Genomic DNA, 26,237 nt, shown 5'->3' with positions numbered 1-26,237 from the left:
AGTAAAAAGAAAGAGTCTGGAGGAGAGCTATGGAGAAACGGGAAATCGCGCGGATCTTGAAAGAAGTCGCCTTCTTCCTTCTCCTCAAGGGTGAGAGCCCTCACAAAGCGAGGGCCTACCGTCATGCCGCCACGGCTCTGCTTACCAGTCCCGATACTGCGGCGGACCTTGTCCGTAGCGGCCGGTTGATGCAGGTCAAAGGAATCGGGCCGGCCACCGCGTCCATCATTACCGAGCTGGTGGAGACCGGTGTGTCCGCTTATCACCATGAGATCCGCGGAACGTATCCCTCTTCACTGGCAGAACTCAGAGACATCCCCGGGTTACGGGTCAAGCAAATCAAACGGCTGTTTGACCGTGCCGGCATTCGTTCCATCGCCGACCTCCAAGCCGCGTGCAGGAAGAACGATGTCTCGGCCGTTCCAGGTGTTGGTCTGAAATTGCAAGCCAAATTCGTCGCGGCTCTAGGGGAGTATCAACGGGGACGAGGCTATGTCCTGTTCGCCGATGCCATGGAGGAGGCGGTGGAGTTGACCAAGGCTTTTGAGGCTCTCGACCGAGTGACCGATGTTTCTTGTGCCGGGGCCATGCGTCGAAAGATGGAAGTCATCAATGAATTCGTGTTTGTCGTGCGGTGCGATCACGCGCGCCCGCTGTCCTACATGGCGGAGGCGCTTATCGGGATGCCGAACATCACCGACGTTGCTTCCCGTTCCGATACCGTGAGCGCCCTGTCGCCACGAGGGATGCCGCTCTCCATCGTCGTGGCCGGCCCGAAGGACTATGGGTTCGCATTATTACAAGCCACAGGGAACGAGGAGCATCTCCGTGATCTTCGTCGCCGATTTGCAAAGCGGGGCCTCAGGGATTGGAAGGGCGTGAAAACCCGGATGGCCGGCTTGAGCGAAGCGGATATTTATCACGCAGCGGGGCTTCCGTTCATCCCTCCGGAGTTGCGGGAAGGCCTGGATGAATCGGCGTGGGCCATGACCCATCGCGCCCCTTTGCTCGATGCAAGCCATATTCGAGGCTTCTTTCACACTCATACGAATTATTCGGACGGAGCGGGTACGGTGGAGGATATGGTGCTCGCGACCAGAAATGCCGGTTATAGCTATCTGGGCATCTCGGACCATAGCCAGTCTGCCTTTTATGCGAACGGCCTGAAAGAGCCGCGGATTCGAATGCAATGGGCCGAAATCGAGCAGGTGCAGAAGAAATATCCCGATTGCCGCATTTTCAGGGGCATTGAAGCCGATATCCTGCCTGATGGATCCATGGATTATCCGGATTCCCTGCTGGCCGAGTTCGATTTTGTCATCGCGTCGGTCCATAGCCGGTTCAACTTATCGGAAGAGGACCAGACTCGGCGGATATGCCGCGCTTTGGCCAATCCCTATGTGACCATGCTGGGCCATCCCACGGGCCGCCTCCTATTATCCAGATCCGGGTACCGCGTCGATCTCTCCCGTGTCATCGCGGCGGCCGCCGCTCACCGGAAAATCATCGAAATCAACGGAAGCCGGCAGCGCCTGGATCTGGACTGGCGCTGGGTACGCGCGGCACGAGCCGAAGGGGTGACGTTCTGCGTCAACCCGGATGCCCATGCAATAGAAGAGGTGGCGAATGTAATGCTGGGCGTGAACGTGGCGAGAAAGGCGGGCCTGGCGGCGGGGGACGTGGTCAATACGCTGGGATCGGCGGACATAGCAGCGCGAATAAAGCCCGCGTGGCCGACATGACTGTGCCATTCCGGTCATTTCCTCGTAACGGCATACCGCAAGATCGGGGTATGGGTGAGGGTGAAGGTCAAGCCCAGAGACATGGCATATACGGCGATGACAAAGGGCTAGATTCCACAGAGCCGACGACCGGGCCGTTTCACCCAGAAAAGGTTCCAAGGTATAGAGCACGAGCATATGAGAAACATAGATACCGAGGACCCATTTTGCCAAGAACGAAAATGTGATGCCTTGACCAACGGCGGGACGCGTCAAGGTCAACAGGAACAGTCCCGTGACCATGATGATCCCACCCCATACGAGCGATCCCTGACGGCGGTGGATGATCCATGAAATCCCTTTGCGATAATCACGGCTTCTATCACCGCGAACACATACCCGCCGGCAATCATGCCGAGCGGCCAGAAAGAACTGAACGGGCCGGCGATCGACATCCGCCATCCGAGCAGCGCAAATAGCGCCGACATGAACAGCCGAAAATCGTAGAGTGGATAGAGGTTGAGAACGAGGACCTCTTCAAGCAAGGACAAACCATAGAGCCCAAGGATGAGGGCGGCCACCCATCTTTCCCACCGGAAAACGAGCACCGCTGCCACCATCGCCAGACCTGGATTTTGAACAGGTGAGCGATCATCATGGGGGGATTCGCACGCCACGCACCGTGCGAAAACTCACTTAGAACGCGCCGAACCGGAAAATAGGCGGATCCGAAGGAGAGGCAGGGCAGCGTCCCTGCACCCGGCAGGGACGCTAAAAAATCAGGCAGGTACGGACAATTCGACGAGGCCGTATTGGTGGGCGCGAATGAGGAGTTTCTGGCGGGTCGTGACACCGAGTTTATCGAAAATGCTGGTCAGGTGATGTCGTACCGTGATCGCGGAAACGCAGAGGTGATCGGCAATATCTTTATTGGATAGCCCTTGTCCGACCAATCGGATCACATCACGCTCTCGTACGGTCAAGACCGCGGTCGGTTGTGGGTCAGATGGACCCCCCGGTTGCGCAGCCTGCTTCCATGCAGGTGGACGAGAAGTCGACTCTATATCCTGCAAGGTCTCTGCCGAAATATCGAAGAAGCTGTTGATGTAGGCGATCAACACTTCCGGTGGTTGAACATTGAGGATCACACCGTCCACTTCCGATGAGCAGGCTTGCCCCGTGCCTCTTCTTTCTTCAATTCCGATCAACAGGATGATTTTTGCCTGCGGGACGAGGAGCCTAAGCCTGTACAGGAGTCGCGCGAGATCCAGCTCGTGTTCCAGGTCAATGATGATGATATGAGGTTGCTCACGCGTCAAGGTCTCATCGGCCTGGAGTTCGCCCGAGCGCGGTTCGATCAGTCGGAGATGCGGCGCCGTCGTCAGGACATTCTGTACGCCGAGCCGCAGAATATGGTTGCGGCTGATCAACATGACCTTAATGACGGACAATCGACTCACGGACAGACTGTCGGGGCGCTCTTATCGCGCTCGCCGCCTCCCACACGACCGGCATGGTATTCATCGGGAAATTTTTCGGCGACTTGTTGAATGTATAAGCCGATCATACCCCGCTCATCCTGATTGAGTTCCAGACGTCCGACCATCGGCCCCAGCAACGTTTCGGCTGCATGCATAAATTCCCGGACCTCTTTCCGAATCGAAGTCATCATGGGCAATTCCTCCTCGTGTGACAGGGAGCTTCCGGTGCCCTTACGGCTATGAAACGCGTGCATCTCGTAACATTTGCCGCCGATAATATTCATAACAACCAGAAAGCGCGAGGTGATTGTCGACGAGCCGAATCGTGCCCGAAACCTGCCCCATGATGAGGGCCCATTCCGCCACATAGGTCGCCATTTGAGCCGGTGTGAGCCCGTGGGCGCCGAAGAGATCCAGTGCGATCGACGAAAGCTCCACTCGCAGGAACGACGAGGAAGATCCGTAACCAAGGAGATACTCGTGCCCCGCGGTAGACAGCACCTGGAATCCGTCTTTCGCCCTCAGGCCCCGATGTCCGCATCGACCACACTTCAACGCCTCCAGCCCTGCATGAAGCCCGGGCTCGCGGGCATGATCGCCCTCCATTACATGTTTGCAGTTGGGGCACAAGATCATGGCTGCCTTTGGTATTCTCGGCCATCCGAGTAGCAAAGCGGCGTCCGACGTTTCCCCGCGCACCATTGCTAGTCCGCGGCTTCCTGTGCCGCGATCGTCAGTCGCTCCGCCTCCAGCCAGTCTTTCCAATCGTCGCCGTGCCGGCATCCTCGTTGTTGATAAAATTCATAAGCCAGCTCCTCGATGCGACGCTTGGTGTCGGGCGACATGGCGCCGTTATGGGCATGCCCGCGCATGGTCTTGGAGGACGACCGGCCGGTTGCCGCCGGAAGCTCGCTGATGGATTGAATTTCCACATCCTTATTCTGCCGAGAGGCTTTCGCTCGCTGCCGTGCCATATCCATGCTCCCCTAATACGTATGTGTGTGAGTGAGATAAGCTTGCCGGCGTCAAAGGACACGGGCGCAGGGAATCCCGAATTGTGTGCGGTGCAGTTCTTCCACGCGATTGAATGTCGAAGGAGTCGAGCCGCCGCCGCAGGCGCCATGTGTCGAGGGCGGTCCCGGCAATCTATCGTGCGCCGGCTTCATCACGCTAATGACGGGCGCTTGGGGACACAGGGCTTTGACCGTTCGTAAGGTTTCCGTTTCCTTTCCGATGATCCCGTGATCCCGCGGCTCAGGGCTGAGAAGAATTGCGTTCGGCTGCATCTCGCTCAGTTCATCGACGAGGGCATCGAGACTGCGGCCGAGCACGGCGTGATATCCGCTGCTGGCCAGGCAATCCGCGAGCTTGAGGCCAAAGTCGAAGTTGCGATCAACGATGACCACTCGCTCTCTGCTTGCGATGCTTCCGCTCATCATGGTTTGCTCCTTATGTCGTACCAGCCGTGAAGCTGTAGTGATGGATCACCGCCCGGCAGCGAGACGGCTTGGAATGAAGAGCCAGACCCGCTGTGTCACATGACGTGCTCGGCGGGCAGGAGTCATACGTCGCGTCCGGTGGCGGAAGTGTAGAAAATGCGCGGGGACGGCGGTATCGACATCGTGCCAAATTGTGGGTCATGTTTGCTGCAGAAAGGATGTCGATGTTTGTATTACGTGTCGGGATGAGAAGGGATGCGGATATGCAGGCCGCGGTGAACGGGAAAGTCTCACATCGGGAAGGTGTTACGTGATGATGCGATTCACGAGTCGATTCTCGATGGCGTAGTGCGTCAGTTCCGTATTGTTTCTCGCGTGCATTTTTTCGAGGATCCTCGCTCGGTAGGTATTGACGGTGCTGACGCTCACGGACAGCTCGTCGGCGATGTCCTTGAGGCTTTTCCCGACGGCAATGAGGCACATCACCTGATATTCGCGATCCGACAATTGCTCATGGAGCGGCTTTTCCAGGCCGCTCTCCAGATTGGCCGCCAATAAATCGGCCAGCGAAGCACTGATGAACCGCCCTCCATCCAGAACTTTCTTCATCGCATGCACCAGGTCGCGCGGTGCGGTATCTTTTGACAAGTAGCCGGCGGCGCCGGCTCGCAGAAGTCGAAGAGCCAGCTGATCCTCCGGATAGGCGCTTAAAATGAGGACCGGCAGTTTAGGCTGCATGCGTTTGAGTTCTTTCAAGGCTTCCAGGCCGCCTTTCCCGGGCATGCCGATATCCAGGATCACCATATCCCATGGGCCGGCTTGGATCTGGCGGAACATATCTTCTGCGCTCTGTGCCTCTCCGATAATGGAGCACGTGAAGTGTTCGACCAGGATTTGCTTGACGCCGTGACGGACCACTGCGTGATCGTCCACCACAAGAATTCTCATGTGAATACCTCTACTTACCCTGTTCAAATTCCGGCGGCTCGAGCGGGAGGCGCACGGTGACCATTGTTCCCTTGTCCGGATGTCTTTCGATTTTTGTTTCTCCTCCGAGGAGGAGCGCCCGCTCCCGCATCCCGAGAAGGCCGAGAGATTTGACGCCGGACATCTCCGAATCTGTGATGCCCCGGCCATCGTCGGTGACCTGCAAGAGCAGATGGCCTCTGCATTCCTGCATGCTGATCTCGACATGGGAAGCCTGAGCATGACGAGCCACGTTGGTCAGAATCTCCTGGAAAATGCGGAAGACGGCGGTCGAACGGTCGATGGCGAGATCGACGGCCCGCAAATAAATATTGAGCGTGCATTGAATGCCGGTCTTAGTCTGGAATTGCCCGGCTTGCCACTCTATCGCGGGAATGAGCCCAAGCTGGTCCAGCACCACAGGTCGCAGCTCTGTCGCGATCTTTCGCACTGACTGCATCGTGCCGTCGACCTGTTTGGCGATCGATTCAACCCGGGTGAGTACCGCCGGGTCGTGAGTGGCCAGCTGGTCGCGTAAAAAGGACAGTTCCAGCTTGACGCCGGTCAACTCTTGGCCCAATTCATCATGCACTTCACGCGCGATGTTGATCCGTTCTTCCTCCTGGATCGATTCCAGGCGTCCCCTCAAGCTTCTCAATCGTTCCTGCGATTGTTGGAGCTGCGCTTCGGAGCGCCGGCGTTCGTGTTCCTCGTACGCGAGTGCAATGAGATTCGACAAGGCGATGCCAAACATCTGCTCGTCCTCGGTCCATCGCCGGATCGGGCCGGTATGCTCATAGCAAATCACGCCTTCCAATTTGCCGAATAAGTAAATCGGGACATCCATCATGGAGCTGATACCGGCGTCGGAGAGATACGTCTTGGAAAAGGCCGACGTGCGCTTATCCGTATGCGCGTCCGTGGCCGCGATGACTTGAGAGGAGGCCAACGCTTCAAAATATGGCAGGCCGGGATCGACTGGGATGGCCGGCTGGCTTGTATGCCGTCCGTGGCTCAGCTCATACAGGTCGATGCAGTAAATCGCGCTGCGGTCTTCGAGGTAGCGCCAAATGCCGACTCGCTCCGTATCGATCGTTCTCGCCGCGACTTCCGTGATGTGCTGCAGCATCGATATGAGATCCGAGCACTGGGAAAGACGGCGCCGGGTCAGGTCAGTCAAGGCCAATTGTTGTCGGATGAGGCGCGCGGTGCGGCGGGTTCGTTCATCTTCCAGCCGCTTGCGCTGAGTAATATCGATGAAGCTCACCACCGCGCCCATGACGGCGTCCTGCTCGATGATCGGATAGGCCGAATATTCGACTGGAAACGATCGGCCGTCTTTTCGCCACAAGACTTCATTGTCGATGTGGCAGCTGATGCCGCTATGGAACGCCAGGTGAATATGACATTGAGGCAGCGGATAGGGAGAGCCGTCAGGAAAAGAGTGATGGATCAGCCGGTGCATGTGTTGACCCATCACTTCACGAGGCTCGTATCCGAGCATCTCGGCTCCGGCTTTGTTGATGAAGGTGCATCGCCCATCCAGATCGACCCCGTAGATACCGTCACCAGTCGATTCCAACAAGAGCAGGCGGTCTCGGGCCAGCTTTTGTCGTTCCTCTTCCGCCCGCTTGCGCTCGGTAAGGTCGAGCAGCATATTGACCGAACCGATCACGCTCCCGGACGCATCCATAATGGGATCCGGGTGGGGAAGAACGTTCCGCTTGGTGCCGTCGGGCCGCTCGATCAGGATCTCAATGTCGCGAATAGGCCGCCGCTCGCGCATCGCGATCGCCATTGGACACTGATCAATCGGCATCGGGGTTCCGTCCAAGCCATAGATTCGCATGGAGCCGCACCACCGATCCTTGCCGAGTTCCGGCTTTCGGCCCCAGAGGGCGGCGGCGGCTTGATTGAAGAGCGTGATACGGCCTTCAGCGTCGCAGGTGTAGACGGCGGCGGGAAGGCTTTCGATAAGCTGGCGGTATCGCCGTTCGCTTTCGCGCAACGCCGCTTCGGCTCGTTTGCGCTCGGTGATGTCGCGAGTGATCCCGGTAATGAACAATCGAGATTTCGCGGTCCACGCGGATAGGCTAAACTCCAACGGGAATTCCGTGCCGTCCTTACGCAATCCGATCAATTCGAACATGCTGGCCTGCATGGTGAGCCGTCCCGCGGCCGCCACCCGTTTGACGCCTCGTTGGTGGGCTTCGCGGAATCGTTCAGGGACGATGCGGGCCACCGGCCGGCCGATCATCTCCTCGGCGGTATACCCGAAGCTTCTCTCCGCACCCTTGTTCCAGAAGGTGACATTACCCTGTGTGTCCATCAAGATAATCGCGTCGTTCGTGGACTGCACAATCGACCGCAAACGCTCCTCGCTTTCAAGCAACGCGTCCTCCGCCCGCCTGCGCTCCGTAATATCGCGGGCGACCGCTTGAAATCCGACGATCGTTCCTTTTTCATCTTGCAGAATCTGCACATTTTGACCGATCCAGATTTGGCTGCCGTCCTTGGCGACGGCGGGGAATTCATAATAGGTACTGGAGCGCCGGCGGACGAACTGCCGCCCGTAGAATCGCTCCGCCGCATTTCGGTGATCGGGATGGATCAATTCGAGAAACCGGCGGCCCAGCAGTTCCTCCTCCGTGTACTTCATGATCCGCATCGCGACGGGATTCACGAAGGTGAATCGCCCCATGGGATCGGTCCGGTAGATGATGTCGTTGGCCTTCGTGATTAATAATCGATAACGTTCCTGGCTTTCGCGCAAGGCTTCGTCGGTGCGTTTCTGTTCCGTAATATCCCGGAAGACCGCCACGCCGCCTTTGAGGCGTCCGCTGTGATCTCGAAGCGGGCGGGCATTCACGCTCAGCCACTTCTTCCCTGGTCCATCGCTGTCTCGAATGACGATCAGCACGTCGTCGGAGGACTCGCCGTGAATCGCTTTGACGAGCGGCAGATCGTTCGGCGGATACGGACTGGTCGCGTCGGGCAAAAAAAGGCCGTAATGGGAAGGCCATTCATCGGTTTTGACCGCTGATGGTCCCGAGCCGACGATTTTGCAGGCCGCAGGATTCCAGACTTTGAACTCGCCGGCCTCGTTTGCCATGATGACGCCGTCGGCCACGCCGTCCAGAACCGATTGAAGAAGCGTCGTTTTCTCGCGTAGTTCCTTGGCCATTCGCCCGCGTTCGATGGCGTACCGCAGCGACCGATGCAGCAATGGGGCTGTCACCTGGCATTTCACCAGATAATCTTGCGCGCCGTATTGAATGAGTTGCAGCCCCAGTGCTTCATCTTCCAGTCCGGTCAGCACCACGATAGGAATTTCTATGGCGGCTTGGTGCATGCCGTTGAGCGTGTCGAATCCATGGCTGTCCGGCAGCGACAGATCGAGCAATACGAGATCGATTCCTCCTCCCCGCACACAGTTGATGCCCGTGGCGAGCCGATCGACATGGGTGACCTTGAACCGGTCATGGTTTCCCTCCGCCAGCAGCACGCGCAACAGCCGCGCATCGCCCGCATTGTCTTCAACCAGCAGGATATGGGTGGAAACCTGGCTCATGGGATTACCCCTTGCCGTTCAATGGAAGGACCACGATACCGAGCCAGAAGTCCTCTATCGACCGCACCACTTTGATGAACCGGTTCAAATCGACCGGTTTGGTCACATAGCAATTGGCGTGGAGATTATAGCTTCTGAGAACGTCCTGTTCATCCTCCGATGTGGTCAACACGACGACAGGAATCCTCTTCAACGTCTCGTCGGCTTTGATGTGAGCCAAAACCTCCCGGCCGTCCTTTCTGGGAAGATTCAAATCGAGGAGGATCAGGTGTGGGCGCTTCGCCGCAGCATAGGGCTCTTGCCGCCGGAGAAAAGCCAACGCCTCCACCCCGTCCTTGAGGACGGTGAGGTTGTTGATGACTTTCGCTTCCTTCAACGCCTCCACCGTCAGACGCACATCGCCCGGATTGTCTTCAATCAGGAGAATTTCGATCGGTTTTACAAGCTCTGGGACCATGCGTACATTGCTCCTTTCCTTTCGTGAAGGGATTTAAGCGGGCTCTTTGCCGTCGGAAACGGTAAAGAAGAAGGTCGAGCCTTGGCCTGGTTCGGATTCCATCCAGATTCGGCCGCCATGCCGCTCCACGATTTTTTTACAGATCGCCAGCCCGATTCCCGTCCCCGGATATTCTTCTCGATTATGCAGCCGCTGAAAGATGACAAAAATGCGGTCCGCGTATTGGGTGTCGATTCCGATCCCGTTATCGTGAACCGAAAAGAGCCATTCACCATCGAGGCGCTTGGCTGATATATGGATACGAGGCGGCTGGCATCCACGAAATTTGGTCGCATTGCTGATCAGGTTCTGAAAGAGTTGTGTCATTTGCCGCTCGTCGGCCTTGATCGACGGCAGTGAATCATGGGTCACAACCGCGTCGGTGTCTTTTATGGTCAGTTGGAGCATGTCGGTCACATATCCCAACACGGTGTCCATCGATACGGACTGCCGCTCCAGGCCTCTGGTGCTGACCCGGGAATAGGCCAAGAGATCCTGAATCAGTTTCTGCATGCGAGCGGCGCCGTCTACGGCAAAGCCGATGAAGTCATCCGCATCGGCGTCCAGCCGGCCTCGGTAGCGCTTGGCCAAGAGTTGAGTATAGCTGCTGACCATCCGCAGTGGTTCCTGCAGATCGTGGGACGCGACATAGGCGAATTGCTGTAGCTCCGCATTGGAGCGACCCAATTCCGCCACCGAATGTTCCAGATCTTGCCGTGCCGCCATGAGATTCCGGTGCTCGCGGCCGAGCTTCCATGAGGCCCAGATCCCAAAACCGGTCAAGGGCACCGTGACTAACAGGCCTATGCCTCCGACAGTCCAGACGAGCCGGTCGATGGGTGCATAGGCGTGCTCGCGGTCGACTCGGATGAGCACGATCCAATCGAAACCGCGAAACGAATCGTATCCCTTGGTTCTGGCGTATCCGGTCAGGACGGGAACATGTCGCCGCTCATCCATTTCTTCGACGAAGCCGGGATTCGGTTCAGCCATGGCCAGAGCCGACGAGCGAAGAAACGGCTTCTTTGTCTCACTCGAACTGTTCCACGAAAGCTTTTCGATCACAATGGTTCCTTCCCGATCCAGCAGAAGCCAATCGTGAATGTCCTCCTGGCCTTCGCGTAGCCGACTTTCCTGTTCCAAGATCGGTCTGAGGCGGTCCAGCGGCACCCTGCTGGCCACGACTCCTTGAAAACTCTCCATTGAATCACGGATCGGCGCCGCAAACCCGACGGAAGGATCTCCGCCCGGTTCACCCGAATGCGCATCGAATAAGAGACGGACCGGTTCATGTTTGAACATCGTATGCCAGTCGGGAACGGTTTCAAAAGCTCCTTGCGGAAGAGGCTGGTCTGTTGACGCGATGAGCTGTCCCGTGGCATCCGTGAGTCCCAGCCAGGAATAGTACCGATAGAGTGTCTTGTACTGGATGAGACGATTGGTTTTATCCTGGGACGTTCCCTCGCGAATCAAGCTCTCATTCGCCAGAAGGCGGATGTCGGTGTATCGCTCAAACAGCACGCGATCGAGTGTATTTGTCATGGCCGCGGCCGTGCTCGTCAAATGGTTGCCTCGTTCGTGAACCAGAACGGTTCTCAGGTATGACAAGGCATAGAGGCCCAATCCCGCGGCAATTACAAAACAGAGCAAGAGGGTCCCGGGCAAGGCTATACGCGACAGTTGCGAATTGTCCGCCAAGCGCACCCGGGGGGAAGCCATTTTTATGTCCGAGGAGGCAGGAGCCACGAGCGATAGCGTTCCGACTTTCTCTCTATGGGTAATCGTTGAATAGTCCAGCCGTGGATTTCGAGGATCTGGAGCGAGGCAGAAAGCCGGTGTGGTGAACGTGGACCACGCTTATGTCTGCAAATTCTCCGGGCTATGCTGAAGTAAGGGAACGTTATTTTGACCTGAACCGACGAGGCCCACTAAGATACCAAAGCGCTCAAAGTTAGCGCAAGGGCCATTTCTACTTGTTCAGTGATGTCTGTTCAGCGACAATAGGGGATCTGTCATGCTCTGCGATCGGGACAAAAGGCAAGGCTGAATATGAAGGATCTGTTCGACGATCTACATGAAACCGAGCATCTGGTGCAGTTCTACGAGAACGACTCCTTTTTGATCGATCAAGTGACGGAGTTCATCTCCGGGCTACCGGAATCGGACGGTACCGGCATTATCATTGCGACCAAGGCGCATCAGGACGCTCTTCAAGCTCGTCTCGCGGCGCGCTCATCGCGGACGCTGGCCGGACCGTCGTCCGGCGGACGAATCATTGCGCTCGATGCGGAAGCCACGCTGGCCCAGATCATGGTCCATGGCAGTCCTCGAAGAGACCGATTTGTCGAGGTGATCGGAACCCTTGTGCAGCAGGCGGCGGAAGGAGGGAACAAATCGGTTCGCGTGTTTGGTGAACTCGTCGCGCTGTTATGGGGAAGCGGGCAATACGATGCGGCCCTCCAGCTCGAAGAACTGTGGAACCAGCTTGCAGGGACCCATCAATTTACTTTGTTTTGCGCGTATCCGATTCAGGCGTTTTCCAGGCAGGAACATGCCGCAGGCTTTTCCGGCATTTGCGGCGCGCATTCTGTGGTCCGTCCCGCGGAAAGCTTCCTCTCTGCCAAGAGCCCGGAATTGGTTCGTCGCGCGGTCGCACAGTTGCAGCAAAAGGCTCAGGCTTTGGAGCAGGAGATCGCCCGACGCGAAGAAGTCGAACGAACCTTGCGGCGTCGCGAACAGGAACTTGCCGACTTTGTGGAGAACGCCGTGGAAGGCCTACATCAAGTCGGCCCGGACGGCACGATTTTATGGGCCAACAAGGCCGAATTGGATCTCTTGGGATATGAGGCGGATGAATACGTCGGACATCATATCGCTGAATTTCATGCGGATCGCGATAGGATTGACGACATTCTACAGCGCTTGTTGCGAGGCGAGACCCTTTATGATTATCCGGCGCGGTTACGCTGTAAGGACGGGACGGTGAAAGATGTGGTGATCCACTCCAACGCCTTGTGGGAAGACGGACGCTTTATTCATACGCGGTGCTTCACCCGCGATGTGACCGAACGAAAACGAACCGAAGAAGAATTGGACCGGCGAGTGGCGGCACGCACGCGTGAATTGGTCCTCTCCCAGAATAAGCTGCGGGCGCTGGCGTCCCAACTCAGTTTGGCGGAGCAGCGGGTCCGCAAGGAAGTTGCGACGGAACTTCACGATTACCTGGCGCAGCTCTTGATCGTCTTGCGGATGAAGCTGTTCAAGGTCGGCCAGTTGGCGACCGACCCGACTATGGCCGGCCTGCTGCAGGAGGCCGATCGGGTGCTGGACGAATCCATCATGTACACCCGCTCTCTCATGGCGGATCTCACGCCGCCGGTTCTCCAATTCGGATTATTGATGAGCTTGAAGTGGTTGGCCGAGAAATTTCGGCGACATCATCTTACGGTCGAGGTCCGAACCGATGCGGCTTGTGTCGAACTCACGGAAGATCAGATCGGGCTCTTATTCCAGTCGGTGCGGGAACTCCTGATGAATGTGGTGAAACATGGAAAAACCGATCGAGCGCAGGTATCGGTGACATCTGATGGAGCACATCTCACGATTGAGGTATCGGACAGAGGACATGGGTTTGATCCTGCTATGTTGCCGAACGGCCAGCCTGGGCATGACAGCATCAGCCAATTCGGGCTGTTCAGCATCAGAGAACGAATGGAGGCCCTTGGTGGACGCTTCGACGTGGAGTCCGCCCCACGGCAAGGCACGAGAGCCTGCTTGATACTTCCCTGTGGATTGAAGAGGTCCAGTGCCTCCCAGCCGGGCAGACCGGGCCTCTCCGGATTCTCTGAGTCTGCTCCGGGCAAGGATCGGGGCGCCGTGCGCGTGCTCTTAGTCGATGACCATGCGATGGTTCGGCAAGGGCTGCGCGGGATCTTGGATGGCTACCGGGACCTTCACGTGATCGGGGAAGCCGCCGACGGCCGGGAAGCGGTGGAATTGGCTCGGGTCTGGTCGCCCGACGTGGTCGTCATGGATGTCAACCTGCCCAAACTCGATGGGGTGGAAGCTACGAGACAGATCAAAGAGAGCCGGCCGTCTACCGCGGTCATCGGACTCTCCGTCCATCATGCCAACCAGATCGAGCATGTGCTGAAGGAGGCAGGAGCGGCCGACTATGTCACGAAAGACTCGGCCGCCGACCATCTCTACGAGGCGATCATTCGGGCGGTGGATAAGAAAAAAAACTCCTTGGAAGACGAGGCGCACGGCGTCCTCGGTGAAGCTCGTTAACGCCTCGCTGCTGCATTGCTACCATACGAATCGTCGACTCACGGTTCTGAAGCACACACGCGGACGGCCTCGGTCTTTCCGACATGCTCTTACCTCGATTCCTCGCTCAACCCGTTCCCTGCCGAGTCCTCATCGTCCTGTTCATCTGGATTGTGGTGCCGGCCTGTCCTGGGCGGATCGATTTGATCTGAGCGGCGATATGACAGGCCCGCATGCCGACTTGCAACAGGTTGTCGAGTCCGACGAAAACGAAACCGCCGATGAATTTCATGCGGCGGCGATACTTGTCGACGATGCTCGCCGCGACCGCGACTCGTTCTCTTTCATACCTTGACCGGCCTCCGAGGCTGAGCACTCCCGGGGGGAGCCAGGACTCCCTTGAAGCAACTCGCCTTAATTCGCGAACAGACCGGCTCGTTCATTGTCTATAAGGAGAACAACGAGCGGTACATTCCGATCAAGTTCAGCGTGCGGGGGCGCGATTTGGCGAGCACCGTGACAGAAGCACAGCGCCGAATCAGCTGCGAGGTGGCGCTGCCCGGAAGGGTATCGAATCGAATGGCACCACGATTGTTCCCTTGACGCTGTTGCTGATTTTATTCCTCGTCTATTTTGTGCTGGGGTCCTTCCGTGACGCCTGCCTGGTGCTGTTCGCCGTCCCTTTTTCGTTGGTCGGCGGCGTGTTGACGCTCGTCGTAACGGGGACCCATTTTAGTATTTCGGCCGCCGTCGGCTTCATTTCGTTGTTCGGTGTGGCGGTGCAAGGCGCGTTAATCCTGGTGACCCGCATTCGAGATCTCTTGCAGGAGGGCAGGATCTTCATGCGGCTATTTTGAAGAGCGCGGAGATGCGGATGCGACCGGTCCTCATGACCTCGCTGGCTGCGGCAATCGGACTCCTGCCTGCGGCGGTCGCGACCGGAATCGGATCGCAATCTCAGCAGCCGCTCGCGCGCGTCGTGGTCGGCGGGATGCTGACGTCGGCGGAGTTGATCCTCATCGTGCTCCCGGTTCTCTTCAAGCTGCTGCACCGGGTGGAACAAATGGCACACGAGAAATGAAAGTGACATGCTTTGATCGGCATAATCGATGCCGGGCAATCAAGCGAGCGCCTTACCCGTTCGTTTCTGCCGGAGCTGGATGGATCAAGCCGGTAGGAAAGTCGGTTCCGCGGATCGCGTCGGTTGAGATTCGTCGAGCCAGGAGGGTGTAGATAACCGGGACAAAGAAGAGTGTCAGGGCGGTGGAAACAATCAGACCACCGATGACGACCAGCCCGATGTGGCGCCGCCCGGCGGCGCCCGCTCCCGCGGCGAGTGCCAAAGGCAGCGCAGCCAAAATTGTCGCGGCCGTCGTCATGATGATGGGGCGTAGCCGAAGCGCCGCGGCTTCGACGACGGCGGAATGCACGTCCATGCCCCGTCCACACAGCTGGTTGGCAAATTCGACGATCAGAATGGCGTTCTTCGTAACCAACCCGATGAGAATCATTAGCCCGATCTCGCTATAGATGTTCATCGTGCCGTGCGATAGGGCTAGCGCCAAGAGCGCTCCGGCAAGGGCGGGCGGCACCGAGACAAGGACCGTCACCGGATGGCGGAAGCTTTCGAATTGCGCGGCCAAGATCAAATAAATGACGAGCAAGGCCAGGGCGAAGGTCAAATGAAGCCTGCCGCCCGACTCTTTGAACTCTTTCGACTCTCCGGCATAACTGATGGTCGCTCCCGCCGGGACGTGCTTGCGCGCCACTTGTTCCAATGATTCCAACGACTGGCCGAGCGTGGCACCGGGCTCCACGCCGGTGCTGATCGTGACCGACCTCAACTTGTCATAATGATTGAGTTGTCGGGGCGCCACCGTTTCGCGAATCGCGACGACATTATTGAGCGGAATCAGGTGACCCGCTGTGCCTCTGACCTGGAGGTGCTCGATATTCGAAACCGTGCTGCGGTGCTGCGACTGGGTTTGGATGATCACCGGGTACTCTCGCCCGTCCCGGATGAAGGTGGAGGCTTTCCGCCCGCCAAGAAACGTTTCCATCGTCCTGCCGATAGTCTCAACCGGGATGCCGAGATCAGCCGCCTTGTCGCGATTGACATCGACGCGCACCTCCGGCTTGTTCAGATCAAGGTCGGACGAGAAATTGGCCGATAATGGCCGGCCGAACAGCTCTTCTCTGATACTCGAAACGACTTCGTCCAATACTTCATAGGTAGGCCCTCGGATGACGAGCTGCACGGGGTTCTTGCCGTCATCCACCACATCAATCGGAGGAGGATTGATTGCGTAGGCCGAGACGCCCGGTATCGTGGCGAGAGGAGTCGTCACTTCATCGACGATCCGTTGCTGGAGCCGGTCCCTCAGCGACCAATCCTTCAGCGACACCCAACTGACGGCGCGATTCACTACCGCCTGACGGTCTCCTCGCGCGACCACAGTGTAATAGGAATCCATTTCCGGAATGCGAGCCAGCAACTCCTCCGCCTGCCTGGTATAGCGGTCCGTGTAGGCGAGGGTCGAGCCTTCTGGAGCATTGAGATGAACCGTAAACCATCCGGTGTCCTCTACAGGGGCGAGTTCGGCCGGCAACCGGGTCATTAAGATGGCGCTGATGAGCAGGGAAAGGGCGGCGCAGCCGATCACCGCCGGCCGGGCGCCCAAGGCGGCGGACAGACTCCGGCGATACCCGTCTGTCATCCATTCAATCCAACCGCCTGGATTCGGCGTCGCATCCCCGCCCTCGGCCATGTTCGCCGATCTCGCTTTCAACATCCGGGCGCACATGGCCGGCGTGAGGGTCAACGCAATAAAGCCGGACAGCAGGACCGATCCGGCAACGGCGATGCCGAGCTCGGTAAACAGACGGCCGATGACGCCGGGGATAAAAATGATCGGGACAAAGACGCCCGCCAATGTCAATGTTGTCGAGATGACGGCGAACCCGATCTCGCGGCTACCTTCGGCCGCCGCATGTATCGGGCTCGAGCCCTGTTCAATTCGGCGATAGACGTTCTCGACTACGACGATGGCATCGTCGACCACTAACCCGATGGCCAGCACGAATCCCAGCAGTGTAATCGTATTGATGGAACAGTCGGTCACCTGCATGATGATGAATGTGCCTAACACCGAACCGGGAATGGCGACGACCGGGATCAAGGTGGCCCTGGCATTGCCTAAAAATACGAACACCACGAGCACGACCAAAGCGAGAGACAGCCCCACCGCCACATAGACTTCACGAAGGGATTCCTCGATATAGATCGAACTGTCGAAGGCCATGAGTAATTGCATGCCGGGCGGCAACAAGGCTTCCAGGGCCGGCAGCTTGGCCTTGACCGCTCGCGCAACCGCCAGCGTGTTTGCCTTGGATTGCTTCATGATGCCCAAACCGACCGCAGGCCTGCCATTGACGCGAACCAGTTTCCGATCGTCTTCGGCGCCGATTTCGGCCGAGCCGACATCCTGCAGGCGGATGGGGTAGCCGCCACGGTAGGCCAGAATAAGCTGATTGAATTGCTCCGCCTTCACCAATCCGCCGCTCATGCGGACGCTAAATTCCCGCTCGGCGCTTTCGAGGCGTCCTCCGGGAATGGAGACGTTCTGCGTCCGAACGGCGTCTTCGACGTCCTGGACCGTGAGCACGCGGGACGCCAGACGATCCGGATCGAGCCAAATCCGCATGGCGTACCGCCGTTGTCCATCGAGCAACACTCGCGAGACTTCCGGCAATGACGACAGTTGATCCTTAACCTGGCGCTCGGCGAAATCCGTGATCTCCAATTCGGTATGTCGATCACTGATCAGAGCCAGCCACATGATGCCGTCCGCTTCGCTGTCGACCTTCATGACCAGCGGAGCTTCGATTCCAGGAGGAAGCAAATGCCGCACGCTTGCCACCCGGTCCCGGACGTCGTTGGCCGCCGCATCGACATTCCGCGTGAGTGCGAATTCGAGTCCGATGGCGGACAGTCCTTCACGACTGACGGAGCGCAATGTGCGAAGCCCTTCGATGCCGCTCAGCGTTTCTTCGATAATCGTGGTGACGTCGGTTTCGACCAACTTGGCGTCCGCGCCGGGATAGACAGTCTGCACCGAAATGATGGGAAACGTAATGTCCGGATATTGGCGGACCGGCAGCTTGGAATAGGACAGCAGGCCGAACAGCATCAGCAAGAGCGTCATGACCGTCGCCAAAACGGGACGCTGAATGGAAATATTCGACAGTTTCATGCGGAGCGCTGCGATTGAGGTTCAGCGAGGAATCGGTTCGGCCAGCGCTCGGATACGGGTGCCGTCCTGCAGTTTGTGATGGCCGACTCGGACAACCAGATCCTGTTCCCGGAGGCCCTGCACAACTTGCACATAGCCGCGCGTGCGCATCCCGAGCTGCACTTCGGTCCACCGTGCCGTTCCTCCCTCGGCTCGATAGACAAAGCTTTTGTCTTTCTGCGGAACCACTGCTTCCTCGGGAATGAGGAGCGCGCGTTCCAGTTGTCCCAGGAACAGGGTGAGCTGAGCGAACATGCCGGGACGCAGTCGATACTGAACGTTCGGAATGCGCGCCCGCGCCTGGATCGATCGGGTGGACATATCGACCCTCGGATCCACCACGTAGACCGTACCCTGAAAGATTTCTCCCGGATAGGCGTCCGTGGTCACTTCGATGGACTGTCCAGGGACGAGGTGGCGCAGAAGGGTTTCCGATATCTTGAAATCGATTTTGAGAGTGCGCACGTCATCGAGATTGACGAGGTCCTGACCGGCCACGACAAAATCCCCCGGAGAGATGCGGCGGATCCCGATCAAACCGGCAAACGGCGCCCGCATCTTGGTTTTTGCCAGGCGTGTCGTGTACAGCACGTGAGCGGCTTGAGCTGCTTGAAGAGAGCCCGCGACTTCATCGAGCTGTTGCTTCGGGACATACCGTTTGCCGTCAATGTCCAACTGTTTGATTCGCTCATACGTCAGGCGTGAGACTCGGAGTTGAGCGGCAGCTTGTGCAAGCTCCGCTTGGAGTTCCGAATCGTCCAGTTCAATCAGAAAGGCGTCTTTCTCCACGGCTTGGCCTTCCTGGAACAGGACGTGTCGGACCCGGCCGGGGATCTCCGGCCGGATCATGATGGATTCGTTGGCGTGAAGTGTCCCGACGGCTTTCGTACTCTGCCGGATGTGCTCAACGGTCACCGGTGCCAGAGAGACGCTTGTCTCTTCATCGGCACCGCCGACCACATCCGAAGCGGGAATGGCGTGAATCCCCGTCCACTTCAGGGTAAAGAACGCAGAGGCCGCCAATAGGAGGGCAAAGGACAGATACGTGCTGCGACGGGAATTCATGTGTCGTCTTGGTGCTCAAGATCATTGGAATGCATGAATAGCGGATTTCCGCCGCACAATTGCCGGCCGTCACGGCTTGAATTCAAGCTTCTTCAAGTCATGGACCGGGACCTCTACCGCTCCAAAATCGGAGTCTCCTTTGAAGTTGCCCTCGATAGCCAAGGGGAACTCGCCGGTCTTTCCATTGCTCAGCGTAATGTGGAGGACGGGCAGAGTGTTCTCTCCGTTCGCCTTCACCTCGATATGTTTGATCCCATCAAATTTGATGTTGACGGTCGCGGTCCCCCGCTTGACCGGCAGGTGTTTCAATTCGTGCGGGATAAACGCCGTTTCGCTCACTTTTTCTTCCCAGTAGAACAGCACGTTTTTAAGGTCGGTCTCCACGCCTTTGGCATCGGTAGCGACGGCATGAAAAGATTTCTCGCCGTTCTGTTGGGCCAGCGCGGAGACGCCGGAAACTCCCAGCAGCGCTGAGAGCAGGATGAAGATATAGAACGGATGCCGGGCAGCGGGTCGTCGATAGATCATAAATCCCTCCAGTCGTTCAGGTACCATTAGCGTTTTTTGTCGTCATTGCATCGAGTAAGAGAAGGGCACGTGGAGTTGAATCCGAGGCTGCGACAACGCGTGCTTGACCTCGAGCGGGAACGCCTTGCGGACCATTTCCTGCGTGTGCTTGTCCAGCACGGCATGTCCGGAACTTTCCTCCAATGTCAGGTCAAGCAGATGGAGAGCGGTGCCCCGCTGCTCAATCGTCAGACGAAGGACGACGTTGCCTTCCCAACGGTTGCGCTTCGCCTCCGCCGGATAGCGTTTTCTTTGATCCACATTGGCCCACAGCGCTTGAGCCAACCAACCATAGTCGGGCCGAGCGGCGGGTTTTGCACGAACGGGCATATGTTGCACGGTTCGCTGGTGAACGGCCGGCGTGTGTCGAGCCGCTACGGGCTGTTCCACTTTCGGAGCGGCCTCCACCGGGACCTGTGATTCTTCAACCGTTGTGTGTTGGGTGACGGAAGGGACGGATGTGACGGCGTAATCTTGTACTTCAGAGGCTTCAACCTGCTCGCCCCTCATCAGCGGCTGGGCGGTTTGAAGAGTCCTTTCAACCGGCTCCGCCGTTTCAACCGACGCGTCGTTGTGCGATACCGGTTGTGTCACTTCGCGTGCCGGCCGGCTCTCGTCTTGAAGGGGGCGGGTCACCGCCGTGGCCAGCTCCTGCGCCGCTTGCTGGACCGGCTGCAGCGTCTGTTGAATCTGTGCTTCCCGCACGGGCTGAACTTCTTGGACAGGCTGAGTTTCACGCGCTGATTGGACCTCGTGAGGCTGCTGAACCTCCTGTACCGGCCGAACCGCTTCCAGTGGCTGCGCTGCCTGGACCGGTTGTTGCGCGGGCACGATAGGCACGTGCTTGATAGGGCGAGGTTTGGCGGACACCGGCGTCTTCACCGGCTGAGGTTCCGGAGGAGTCGGAGTGACGGGAGGCGGAGCGGGAGCCGCCGGCTCGGGTGGCGCAGGTTTCTCTACGACCGCCACGTCCCAGGAGAACCGTTCCTGAGAGGGCGGAAGCGTCAGATCGGATACCAATGCCAGGGCTGCGCCCACGACCATTCCATGAATGGCGATGGACAAGACCCAGCAGACGGAATAGCGCGCGGGGCGCGATTGCCGAGCATCCGTGCTCACGATTTGACCACTTCGAGGCTCACCTGCCGGAATCCAAGGCCGCGTACTTCATCGACCACGCTCACGAATCGCTCCAGGACGGTAATTTTGTCGGCGCGAACCAGTACCAGCGATTCTCTGGGATGAGATGTGAGAACAATCTTAAGTCCATCCGGCGGAACGGGTTGGTCATTCATGAAGAGACCCCCGTCGGCGGTCATCGTAATGACCAGCGGCGTGTCCTTTCGATCGCCGGCCTCTTTGGCTTTTGCCAATTCAACCGGAACTTGCCCGGTCGAGATGAACGTGGCCGTGGTCAGAACGATGACCAGCAGCACCAGCATCACATCCACGAGCGGAATGACGTTGATCTGATCGAGTTCACGTTCCATGTTGAACCTCGAACTGGGTGATAAGCTCGTTGACGCGGCGCCGGAGAATATTATTCAAGACGACACAGGGAATCGCCACGAGCAGACCGACGGCGGTGGCTTTGAGTGCAAGGCTCAAGCCGACCATGATGGTCTGGACGGCCATCGTGCCGGACGTGCCCATGGTGTGGAATGTCAGCATGATGCCTAGCACCGTCCCGAGCAGGCCGATGTAGGGGGCGTTTGCGGCGACCGTGCCGATCACGACCAGCCGTTTGGTGAGCGCGATCTCAAACTCCTGTTGCGTCTGAAAGCGGGCGGTGTCTACGCGCCGATAGTAGATCCAGCGTTCCACGGCCACCGCCACGGCCCATATACTGAGAGCCACGAGCAATCCGATGATGCCGTAATCAACTAACTCTTTGAGTCCTTCCATTGCAGCCGTACCTTTCAGTTCGAGCTTTGTTCATCCGTGTCTATTGTCCAGCTGTCGGGCCCGGTGGGGAATACAAGGCGGCCTCTAGCCAGCATTATTCATGAACGGCTCTGCTGCGATCGCGGATTCACCGCTACGACAAGCCAGTCGGCGGGCGTGCACGCCTCTCAGGACCTCGACGTACTGTTTCAAGTACGCCTCGGTCCCTCGTAGCTGTGCTTGCAAGATACTGCCGGTTCACCGACTCGCCAGCGTCCACCAACATGGCGCTCATTATTCTTCGCGCCGTGGACCTCGCTTGGCGACTGAGGCTTACACCCGCCCTCCCAGGCACGCCGGGACGCACCTTCCCCAAGTTCGCGACCAACCGTCATGAACAGTGCAGGCTAGGCGCAATGCACCCCTCTAGTAAGAGACGTTTGATCGAGGCGATTCCGCATCTCTATGAGAAAATTTGGTAAGGCGATGATTAACTTACAGAAATCTGGCATTGAATGCCGTTCAACGCATTAATAGCACGGCCGATTCCGACGTGAGATCCCAGGCGGGATTGAACAGACGGTATCCTCCTTGGAGCTAAGCTGGCACATAGAACATGAAAGAGAAGTTGTCGGTTACGATAGATCAGACGCTGGTTCGATTCCTGGACTCGCTTCCCGATCAATCGCGCTTAGAAAGACTGGAACATGTTCTGTGGCGCTTTAAGGATGGTCGGACGACCTTCCCTTAGGCGCGGCCTGACTTCACGCCAGGGTCCCGATAGCGAGCGCGATCAGCGAATCAGGCGCGATCCGTGTGGCCGCGATCTATCAGTGTTTCGGGCAGCGCAAGCATCATCGTTTCCGCTTCCTCGATGTTCTCTATATTCGAGAGGACCGCGACGGTTACATCGCTTGACCCATCGCTCGCGACGAGTTTGAAATGAAACGCCGATGCGCTGGCACAGTAGATTCGCTTGAAGCGGACATTGCTCTTCCGGCATCGTCGTTACCTCGATTACAAGGTGAATGACGGTCGTGTCGCGAGCCCGGCGGTAGGTCAAGAGCGAATACCGCCCCACAGCAACAGAAGCATGGCGGTTAGGAACATGAGCGCAATGCCGCCCACGACGCCATACGCCATATGGACCTTGCGGGTGCTCGTGTAGGTCATGGCCACCAGTGCAAACATGACATACAGCAATGATCCTGCCGCGAGCGCGTACCACAGGATGGTGAGGTAGGGCGACAGCGCGAGCCCGCTCAAGACCGCGCCCAGGCAAGTCGGCGCGCCGGCGAGGAGGCCCAACAGCAGGACGTCGCGCGGTCGAATCACCGATTGTCCGGCGGCTCCGACAATGCCGAACCCTTCAGTCCCGTTATGAAGCGCAAATCCGGCAACCAGCAGGCCGCTTAACACCCATTCACCGTTGGCATAGCTGGCGCCGATGGCCAGGCCTTCGCCGAGGTTATGCAATCCCATGCCGAGGGCGATGACATAGGGAAGGGACAAGGAACGCGCAGCGCGCCGGTCTTTTCCAAGTTGGCGCTCGTCAAGGATGACGAGTCCGACGAAGCTGGCGAATAGGCTGCCTAGAAAAACCAGCCAGGAGAAGGGGTCGCGCGCGCCGGTCAGTTCCACCGCTTCATGCATCAAATCGAAGAAGAGGTAGATGAGCACGCCGGCGGCGGTGCCGATCAGGCCGCTCTCCCATGAGCGAGAAACCGCTCGACGAACCAGGATGGCCACCCCGATTCCAAGGTAAACCGGCAGCACGCCGGCGATGGCGCCTAATCCGATGAGATCCAGCATGGAAAAAGGTCGATTGACCCGGGTTCGTGAAGTTGGCGTAGCATGATTGGATGTATCATCTGCCCCATAATAGATACGCAAACGTGAGAAAAGCACGCCCTAATGCGACACTGTTTTTCCATTGCGCGGAACGCCTCGCCGGTTCTGCCCTGTTCTATCTGTCACAAGAACATGAGGATGGAGGATGACAACAGGACGGCTAATCCTGTCAGTGCGGTCATCCGAGGCGCGAACGGCAACAGCAATACCACCCCCAGCCCGGTGACGGTGAGCATGCCGACCCATTCGATCGGTCCAAAGGCCCATCCGTTCACGGCGACCGACGCGCCCAACGACGCGCTCAAGAGCAGCCAGCCTCCCATTCGAAATAGAGACATCAGTATGCCGGCCGGGTGGTGTGCGAAAATTTGCCGATAGTGTTTCGGCATGGCGAGGCACAAGGCGAGCAAGCCATTGTAAGTGAGCGCCAGTTCGACCCATCGCATGTCACACCGATTCGGCTTCGGCATGCTGCCTCACCCGCGCCTGCGACGCGACTTCCGCCGGCCGGCCCATGCGCCAAGCAGTCCACCCGAATAGGATGCCGGCTGCCAGGCCGGTCAGATCAACACCGGCCAGGCGCCACATTCCGTTGGGGATCGTCAGGAGCATGTGACTCTGTGTGGTCGCCATATTAAGCAGCGGCAGCAACCCAAATAGAGCGCCTGCGCTGTATAATAGTTGCTTCCACGCGGACCTGGCATCCCGCCTCAGAACAGCCTGGACGGCACAGGCGCTCCAGATAAGAAAAAAAAGACGCATCTCCCAGAGGGCGCGATCGGGGACCTCCACCGGTACCAGTCGGTTGGCCCAAAGAAATGCCCCCACCGCCACCGGCAGGCCTGCCACGACGGCGATATTCAGTCCTTCAACGATGCGGTACGAGACTGCTGTTGCTCCGTCCGCATGCCGCTCGCGCCGTTTTACTGTCCAGAGTACAAGTCCCGTGGCGATCATGGCGCTGCCTGCCAGACCCATCAAGAAATAGAGCCATCGGATCGTGATCTTGTCGAACCAAATATAATGAAGTCCGATCAGCACGGAATAGGTCAGAAAGGCCGGACGGCTACCTTCCCAAACTTGCAAGACTTCTCCCGTCGCGCCGTCGAAAGTCACCCGGTCGGAGATCAATGCAAGTCGATCGTCGGGACGACGACTGATATCGACGGTTGCCCGCAAGTCGCCCGGATGGTTGACTTCGATCCATTCGGTCGTTCCGCCGTCCCAATGGGTACGGGCTCTCCGCTCGAGTGCCTGTAAGGAAACCAGCGGTGCCGAACTGTGTTGAGGAGGCCGCTCGATATGTTGTTCGACATCATCGAATAACTTTTCCGGATCGCCGCCATAGAACAGATCGACTCCGGCCGGGATGTAAACCTGCCAGAAAATCACGAGCCCGGTGAACGTAATCATGAAATGGAACGGCAGCGCGAGCACGCTCGTCCCATTGTGAAGGTCCAGCCAGGCGCGATGAGAAGAGGCCTGCGGGCGGAAGGTGAAAAAATCTTTGAAGAACCGTCGATGAATGACCAAGCCGGTCACCAAAGCCACCAGCATGACCATGGCGGCGGCGCCGACGATCCATATGCCCGCACGATCCAAATGCAACTGATAATGGAATCGGTAAAAGAATTCGCCTCCCTGCGTCTGGCGCGCGGCGAGCGCACCGCCTGAGATCGGGTCGATCAGCCGTTCTTCAAACTTGTCGTCGATCTTCCAAAAGATCCTGGTTACGGGAATGCGGCTGGTGGGAAGCTGGATCCACCAGTGATCCGAATGGCCGCCCAGCTTCTCCAGGAGTCGTGAGGCGGCTTCGATGTTGGGTGCGGCGGCCGGCAGATGATGCAGCTCCGGCTGCATCCAATAGGTGATTTCCTTGTCGAAGACGGTCAAGGTGCCGGTGAGAAAGACGGCAAACAAAAGCCATCCAAAGAGCAATCCGCCCCAGGTATGCAGCCAATCCATCGATTGTGTGAAGCTGGCTTTCATGGCCGCGTCGAGTAATCCTTGTGACAGCGGCCGGCCGGCTCATCCGCCGGCGGCCCGCGCAACCGGGAAGGCAACCACGGCGCAAATGGCCGCCGGAATCAACAAGCCGAGCCAGGCACGAAGAGGCGTCGGCGCGGCAAAGGCCCACAGAATCGCAGCCGTATAGAATGCAAAAGACGGCATCGACGCGATCAGGACCGCCTCGGATTTCGAGAACGGCAACAATAGCGCCAAACAAGCCGTGACGGAGTAGGTCAGGGTGTATCCGCCCAGCGCTGCGGCGGCGACACGAGCGGCCACGTTCTGCCACGAAAGCTTGTTCAAGCGGCTGCCCCCATGGTCTCCTTTTGCTCATGTCCGGCTAAGACCTCCGCTCTGCACATATCCCAATCTTGTTGGGTTTGCGACTCGGTCCGTAAGGGATGCGCCCATCGACCGTCCGCACAGCCGGACAGCAGGACCATGGTCCCGACACGAGCAGACACGGTTCGCATGGCAGCGCCCGGCACGCACTTTGCCATATCTAAAAGACGTGTCGCCTTCTGGAAACCACACCTCGCCCGTATTCCAAATCACACCGAGTGAATAAGCCGACGTGTTATCGACACGTCCAAGGTCTTGTGCGCGTCATTTTGCCGGCGAATGA

The 26,237-nt window shown here is 58.1% G+C and carries 23 protein-coding genes and 1 pseudogene; 3 read left to right on the top strand and 21 right to left on the bottom strand.

Annotated elements, in window-relative coordinates; genetic code table 11:
* The first annotated feature begins 29 nt into the window (after positions 1-29).
* Positions 30-1,742, top strand: a complete 1,713-nt coding sequence (locus ACWGXE_RS18040; protein WP_447599406.1) for a helix-hairpin-helix domain-containing protein — start codon at positions 30-32, stop codon at positions 1,740-1,742.
* Between the two features lie 257 nt (positions 1,743-1,999).
* On the opposite strand, the gene ACWGXE_RS18035 is transcribed toward ACWGXE_RS18040, so the two are convergent.
* The 10 genes from ACWGXE_RS18035 to ACWGXE_RS17990 form a co-directional block, all read right to left on the bottom strand.
* Entirely contained in the window at positions 2,000-2,302 is a 303-nt protein-coding gene (locus ACWGXE_RS18035) for a hypothetical protein (RefSeq protein WP_447599405.1), read from the bottom strand.
* Positions 2,303-2,500: 198 nt separating this feature from the next.
* Positions 2,501-3,181, bottom strand: coding sequence for a response regulator transcription factor (locus ACWGXE_RS18030; RefSeq protein ID WP_447599404.1), 681 nt, complete (start codon positions 3,179-3,181; stop codon positions 2,501-2,503).
* Entirely contained in the window at positions 3,178-3,393 is a 216-nt protein-coding gene (locus ACWGXE_RS18025) for a hypothetical protein (protein WP_447599402.1), read from the bottom strand. Before ACWGXE_RS18025 ends, ACWGXE_RS18030 begins: the two co-directional genes overlap by 4 nt.
* A gap of 46 nt (positions 3,394-3,439) precedes the next feature.
* Positions 3,440-3,838 carry a hypothetical protein gene (locus tag ACWGXE_RS18020; RefSeq protein WP_447599401.1) on the bottom strand — a complete coding sequence of 133 codons (399 nt, stop codon included), beginning with the start codon at positions 3,836-3,838 and terminating at the stop codon, positions 3,440-3,442.
* Positions 3,839-3,906: 68 nt separating this feature from the next.
* A complete protein-coding gene (locus tag ACWGXE_RS18015) occupies positions 3,907-4,176 on the bottom strand; it encodes a DUF2934 domain-containing protein (protein WP_447599399.1) in 270 nt (89 codons plus the stop codon).
* A gap of 51 nt (positions 4,177-4,227) precedes the next feature.
* Positions 4,228-4,641 (bottom strand): hypothetical protein, encoded by a 414-nt coding sequence (locus ACWGXE_RS18010; protein WP_447599398.1) that lies wholly within the window; start codon positions 4,639-4,641, stop codon positions 4,228-4,230.
* Between the two features lie 306 nt (positions 4,642-4,947).
* Positions 4,948-5,589 (bottom strand): response regulator, encoded by a 642-nt coding sequence (locus ACWGXE_RS18005; RefSeq protein WP_447599397.1) that lies wholly within the window; start codon positions 5,587-5,589, stop codon positions 4,948-4,950.
* A 10-nt stretch (positions 5,590-5,599) separates the two neighbouring features.
* Positions 5,600-9,178 carry a PAS domain S-box protein gene (locus tag ACWGXE_RS18000; RefSeq protein WP_447599396.1) on the bottom strand — a complete coding sequence of 1,193 codons (3,579 nt, stop codon included), beginning with the start codon at positions 9,176-9,178 and terminating at the stop codon, positions 5,600-5,602.
* Between the two features lie 4 nt (positions 9,179-9,182).
* Positions 9,183-9,635 carry a response regulator gene (locus ACWGXE_RS17995; protein WP_447599395.1) on the bottom strand — a complete coding sequence of 151 codons (453 nt, stop codon included), beginning with the start codon at positions 9,633-9,635 and terminating at the stop codon, positions 9,183-9,185.
* A gap of 33 nt (positions 9,636-9,668) precedes the next feature.
* The gene (locus tag ACWGXE_RS17990; RefSeq protein ID WP_447599394.1) at positions 9,669-11,393 is read right to left on the bottom strand and encodes a sensor histidine kinase; all 1,725 of its coding nucleotides are present in this window, start codon (positions 11,391-11,393) and stop codon (positions 9,669-9,671) included.
* 330 nt (positions 11,394-11,723) lie between these two features.
* Here ACWGXE_RS17990 and ACWGXE_RS17985 point away from each other — a divergent pair, with 330 nt between their 5' ends.
* Together ACWGXE_RS17985 and ACWGXE_RS17980 are read left to right on the top strand one after the other, a co-directional pair.
* On the top strand, positions 11,724-13,964 hold the full coding sequence (locus ACWGXE_RS17985; protein ID WP_447599393.1) for a response regulator: 2,241 nt from the start codon (positions 11,724-11,726) through the stop codon (positions 13,962-13,964).
* Between the two features lie 614 nt (positions 13,965-14,578).
* A pseudogene (locus tag ACWGXE_RS17980) lies at positions 14,579-15,024 on the top strand (efflux RND transporter permease subunit).
* Positions 15,025-15,076: 52 nt separating this feature from the next.
* Here ACWGXE_RS17980 and ACWGXE_RS17975 read toward each other — a convergent pair.
* The 11 genes from ACWGXE_RS17975 to ACWGXE_RS17925 form a co-directional block, all read right to left on the bottom strand.
* Entirely contained in the window at positions 15,077-18,196 is a 3,120-nt protein-coding gene (locus ACWGXE_RS17975; RefSeq protein ID WP_447599392.1) for an efflux RND transporter permease subunit, read from the bottom strand.
* A gap of 21 nt (positions 18,197-18,217) precedes the next feature.
* Positions 18,218-19,300 carry an efflux RND transporter periplasmic adaptor subunit gene (locus ACWGXE_RS17970; RefSeq protein WP_447599391.1) on the bottom strand — a complete coding sequence of 361 codons (1,083 nt, stop codon included), beginning with the start codon at positions 19,298-19,300 and terminating at the stop codon, positions 18,218-18,220.
* Between the two features lie 69 nt (positions 19,301-19,369).
* The gene (locus ACWGXE_RS17965) at positions 19,370-19,828 is read right to left on the bottom strand and encodes a hypothetical protein (protein WP_447599390.1); all 459 of its coding nucleotides are present in this window, start codon (positions 19,826-19,828) and stop codon (positions 19,370-19,372) included.
* Between the two features lie 42 nt (positions 19,829-19,870).
* Complete coding sequence (locus tag ACWGXE_RS17960) at positions 19,871-20,986, bottom strand: TonB family protein (RefSeq protein ID WP_447599389.1); 1,116 nt, start codon at positions 20,984-20,986, stop codon at positions 19,871-19,873.
* Positions 20,983-21,357 carry an ExbD/TolR family protein gene (locus ACWGXE_RS17955; RefSeq protein ID WP_447599388.1) on the bottom strand — a complete coding sequence of 125 codons (375 nt, stop codon included), beginning with the start codon at positions 21,355-21,357 and terminating at the stop codon, positions 20,983-20,985. The genes ACWGXE_RS17960 and ACWGXE_RS17955 overlap by 4 nt, the downstream gene beginning before the upstream one ends.
* Positions 21,347-21,772 carry a TonB-system energizer ExbB gene (exbB, locus tag ACWGXE_RS17950; protein WP_447599387.1) on the bottom strand — a complete coding sequence of 142 codons (426 nt, stop codon included), beginning with the start codon at positions 21,770-21,772 and terminating at the stop codon, positions 21,347-21,349. The genes ACWGXE_RS17955 and exbB overlap by 11 nt, the downstream gene beginning before the upstream one ends.
* 1,038 nt (positions 21,773-22,810) lie before the next feature.
* Positions 22,811-23,563: a ZIP family metal transporter gene (locus ACWGXE_RS17945; protein ID WP_447599386.1), complete on the bottom strand. Its 753-nt coding sequence runs from the start codon at positions 23,561-23,563 to the stop codon at positions 22,811-22,813.
* Between the two features lie 161 nt (positions 23,564-23,724).
* Positions 23,725-24,072: a DUF3325 domain-containing protein gene (locus ACWGXE_RS17940; protein WP_447599385.1), complete on the bottom strand. Its 348-nt coding sequence runs from the start codon at positions 24,070-24,072 to the stop codon at positions 23,725-23,727.
* Positions 24,050-25,591, bottom strand: coding sequence for a PepSY-associated TM helix domain-containing protein (locus ACWGXE_RS17935; protein ID WP_447599384.1), 1,542 nt, complete (start codon positions 25,589-25,591; stop codon positions 24,050-24,052). The genes ACWGXE_RS17940 and ACWGXE_RS17935 overlap by 23 nt, the downstream gene beginning before the upstream one ends.
* 39 nt (positions 25,592-25,630) lie before the next feature.
* Positions 25,631-25,915, bottom strand: a complete 285-nt coding sequence (locus ACWGXE_RS17930; RefSeq protein ID WP_447599383.1) for a DUF3649 domain-containing protein — start codon at positions 25,913-25,915, stop codon at positions 25,631-25,633.
* Complete coding sequence (locus ACWGXE_RS17925) at positions 25,912-26,085, bottom strand: hypothetical protein (protein WP_447599382.1); 174 nt, start codon at positions 26,083-26,085, stop codon at positions 25,912-25,914. Before ACWGXE_RS17925 ends, ACWGXE_RS17930 begins: the two co-directional genes overlap by 4 nt.
* Positions 26,086-26,237 lie beyond the last annotated feature (152 nt).

The sequence above is a fragment of the Nitrospira sp. Nam80 genome, from assembly GCF_965152575.1.
Note: the sequence above shows the minus strand (reverse complement) of the source record. Positions and strands in the feature narration are given on the sequence as shown.

Bases quoted from the DNA above. Each gene is read 5' to 3' on its own strand.
- ACWGXE_RS18040 (WP_447599406.1), top strand. From the start codon at position 30: ATGGAGAAACGGGAAATCGCGCGGATCTTGAAAGAAGTCGCCTTCTTC.
- ACWGXE_RS18025 (WP_447599402.1), bottom strand. From the start codon at position 3,393: ATGATGACTTCGATTCGGAAAGAGGTCCGGGAATTTATGCATGCAGCC.
- ACWGXE_RS18020 (WP_447599401.1), bottom strand. From the start codon at position 3,838: ATGATCTTGTGCCCCAACTGCAAACATGTAATGGAGGGCGATCATGCC.
- ACWGXE_RS18015 (WP_447599399.1), bottom strand. From the start codon at position 4,176: ATGGCACGGCAGCGAGCGAAAGCCTCTCGGCAGAATAAGGATGTGGAA.
- ACWGXE_RS18010 (WP_447599398.1), bottom strand. From the start codon at position 4,641: ATGATGAGCGGAAGCATCGCAAGCAGAGAGCGAGTGGTCATCGTTGAT.
- ACWGXE_RS18005 (WP_447599397.1), bottom strand. From the start codon at position 5,589: ATGAGAATTCTTGTGGTGGACGATCACGCAGTGGTCCGTCACGGCGTC.
- ACWGXE_RS18000 (WP_447599396.1), bottom strand. From the start codon at position 9,178: ATGAGCCAGGTTTCCACCCATATCCTGCTGGTTGAAGACAATGCGGGC.
- ACWGXE_RS17995 (WP_447599395.1), bottom strand. From the start codon at position 9,635: ATGGTCCCAGAGCTTGTAAAACCGATCGAAATTCTCCTGATTGAAGAC.
- ACWGXE_RS17990 (WP_447599394.1), bottom strand. From the start codon at position 11,393: ATGGCTTCCCCCCGGGTGCGCTTGGCGGACAATTCGCAACTGTCGCGT.
- ACWGXE_RS17985 (WP_447599393.1), top strand. From the start codon at position 11,724: ATGAAGGATCTGTTCGACGATCTACATGAAACCGAGCATCTGGTGCAG.
- ACWGXE_RS17975 (WP_447599392.1), bottom strand. From the start codon at position 18,196: ATGAAACTGTCGAATATTTCCATTCAGCGTCCCGTTTTGGCGACGGTC.
- ACWGXE_RS17970 (WP_447599391.1), bottom strand. From the start codon at position 19,300: ATGAATTCCCGTCGCAGCACGTATCTGTCCTTTGCCCTCCTATTGGCG.
- ACWGXE_RS17965 (WP_447599390.1), bottom strand. From the start codon at position 19,828: ATGATCTATCGACGACCCGCTGCCCGGCATCCGTTCTATATCTTCATC.
- ACWGXE_RS17955 (WP_447599388.1), bottom strand. From the start codon at position 21,357: ATGGAACGTGAACTCGATCAGATCAACGTCATTCCGCTCGTGGATGTG.
- exbB (WP_447599387.1), bottom strand. From the start codon at position 21,772: ATGGAAGGACTCAAAGAGTTAGTTGATTACGGCATCATCGGATTGCTC.
- ACWGXE_RS17945 (WP_447599386.1), bottom strand. From the start codon at position 23,563: ATGCTGGATCTCATCGGATTAGGCGCCATCGCCGGCGTGCTGCCGGTT.
- ACWGXE_RS17940 (WP_447599385.1), bottom strand. From the start codon at position 24,072: ATGCCGAAGCCGAATCGGTGTGACATGCGATGGGTCGAACTGGCGCTC.
- ACWGXE_RS17935 (WP_447599384.1), bottom strand. From the start codon at position 25,591: ATGAAAGCCAGCTTCACACAATCGATGGATTGGCTGCATACCTGGGGC.
- ACWGXE_RS17925 (WP_447599382.1), bottom strand. From the start codon at position 26,085: ATGCGAACCGTGTCTGCTCGTGTCGGGACCATGGTCCTGCTGTCCGGC.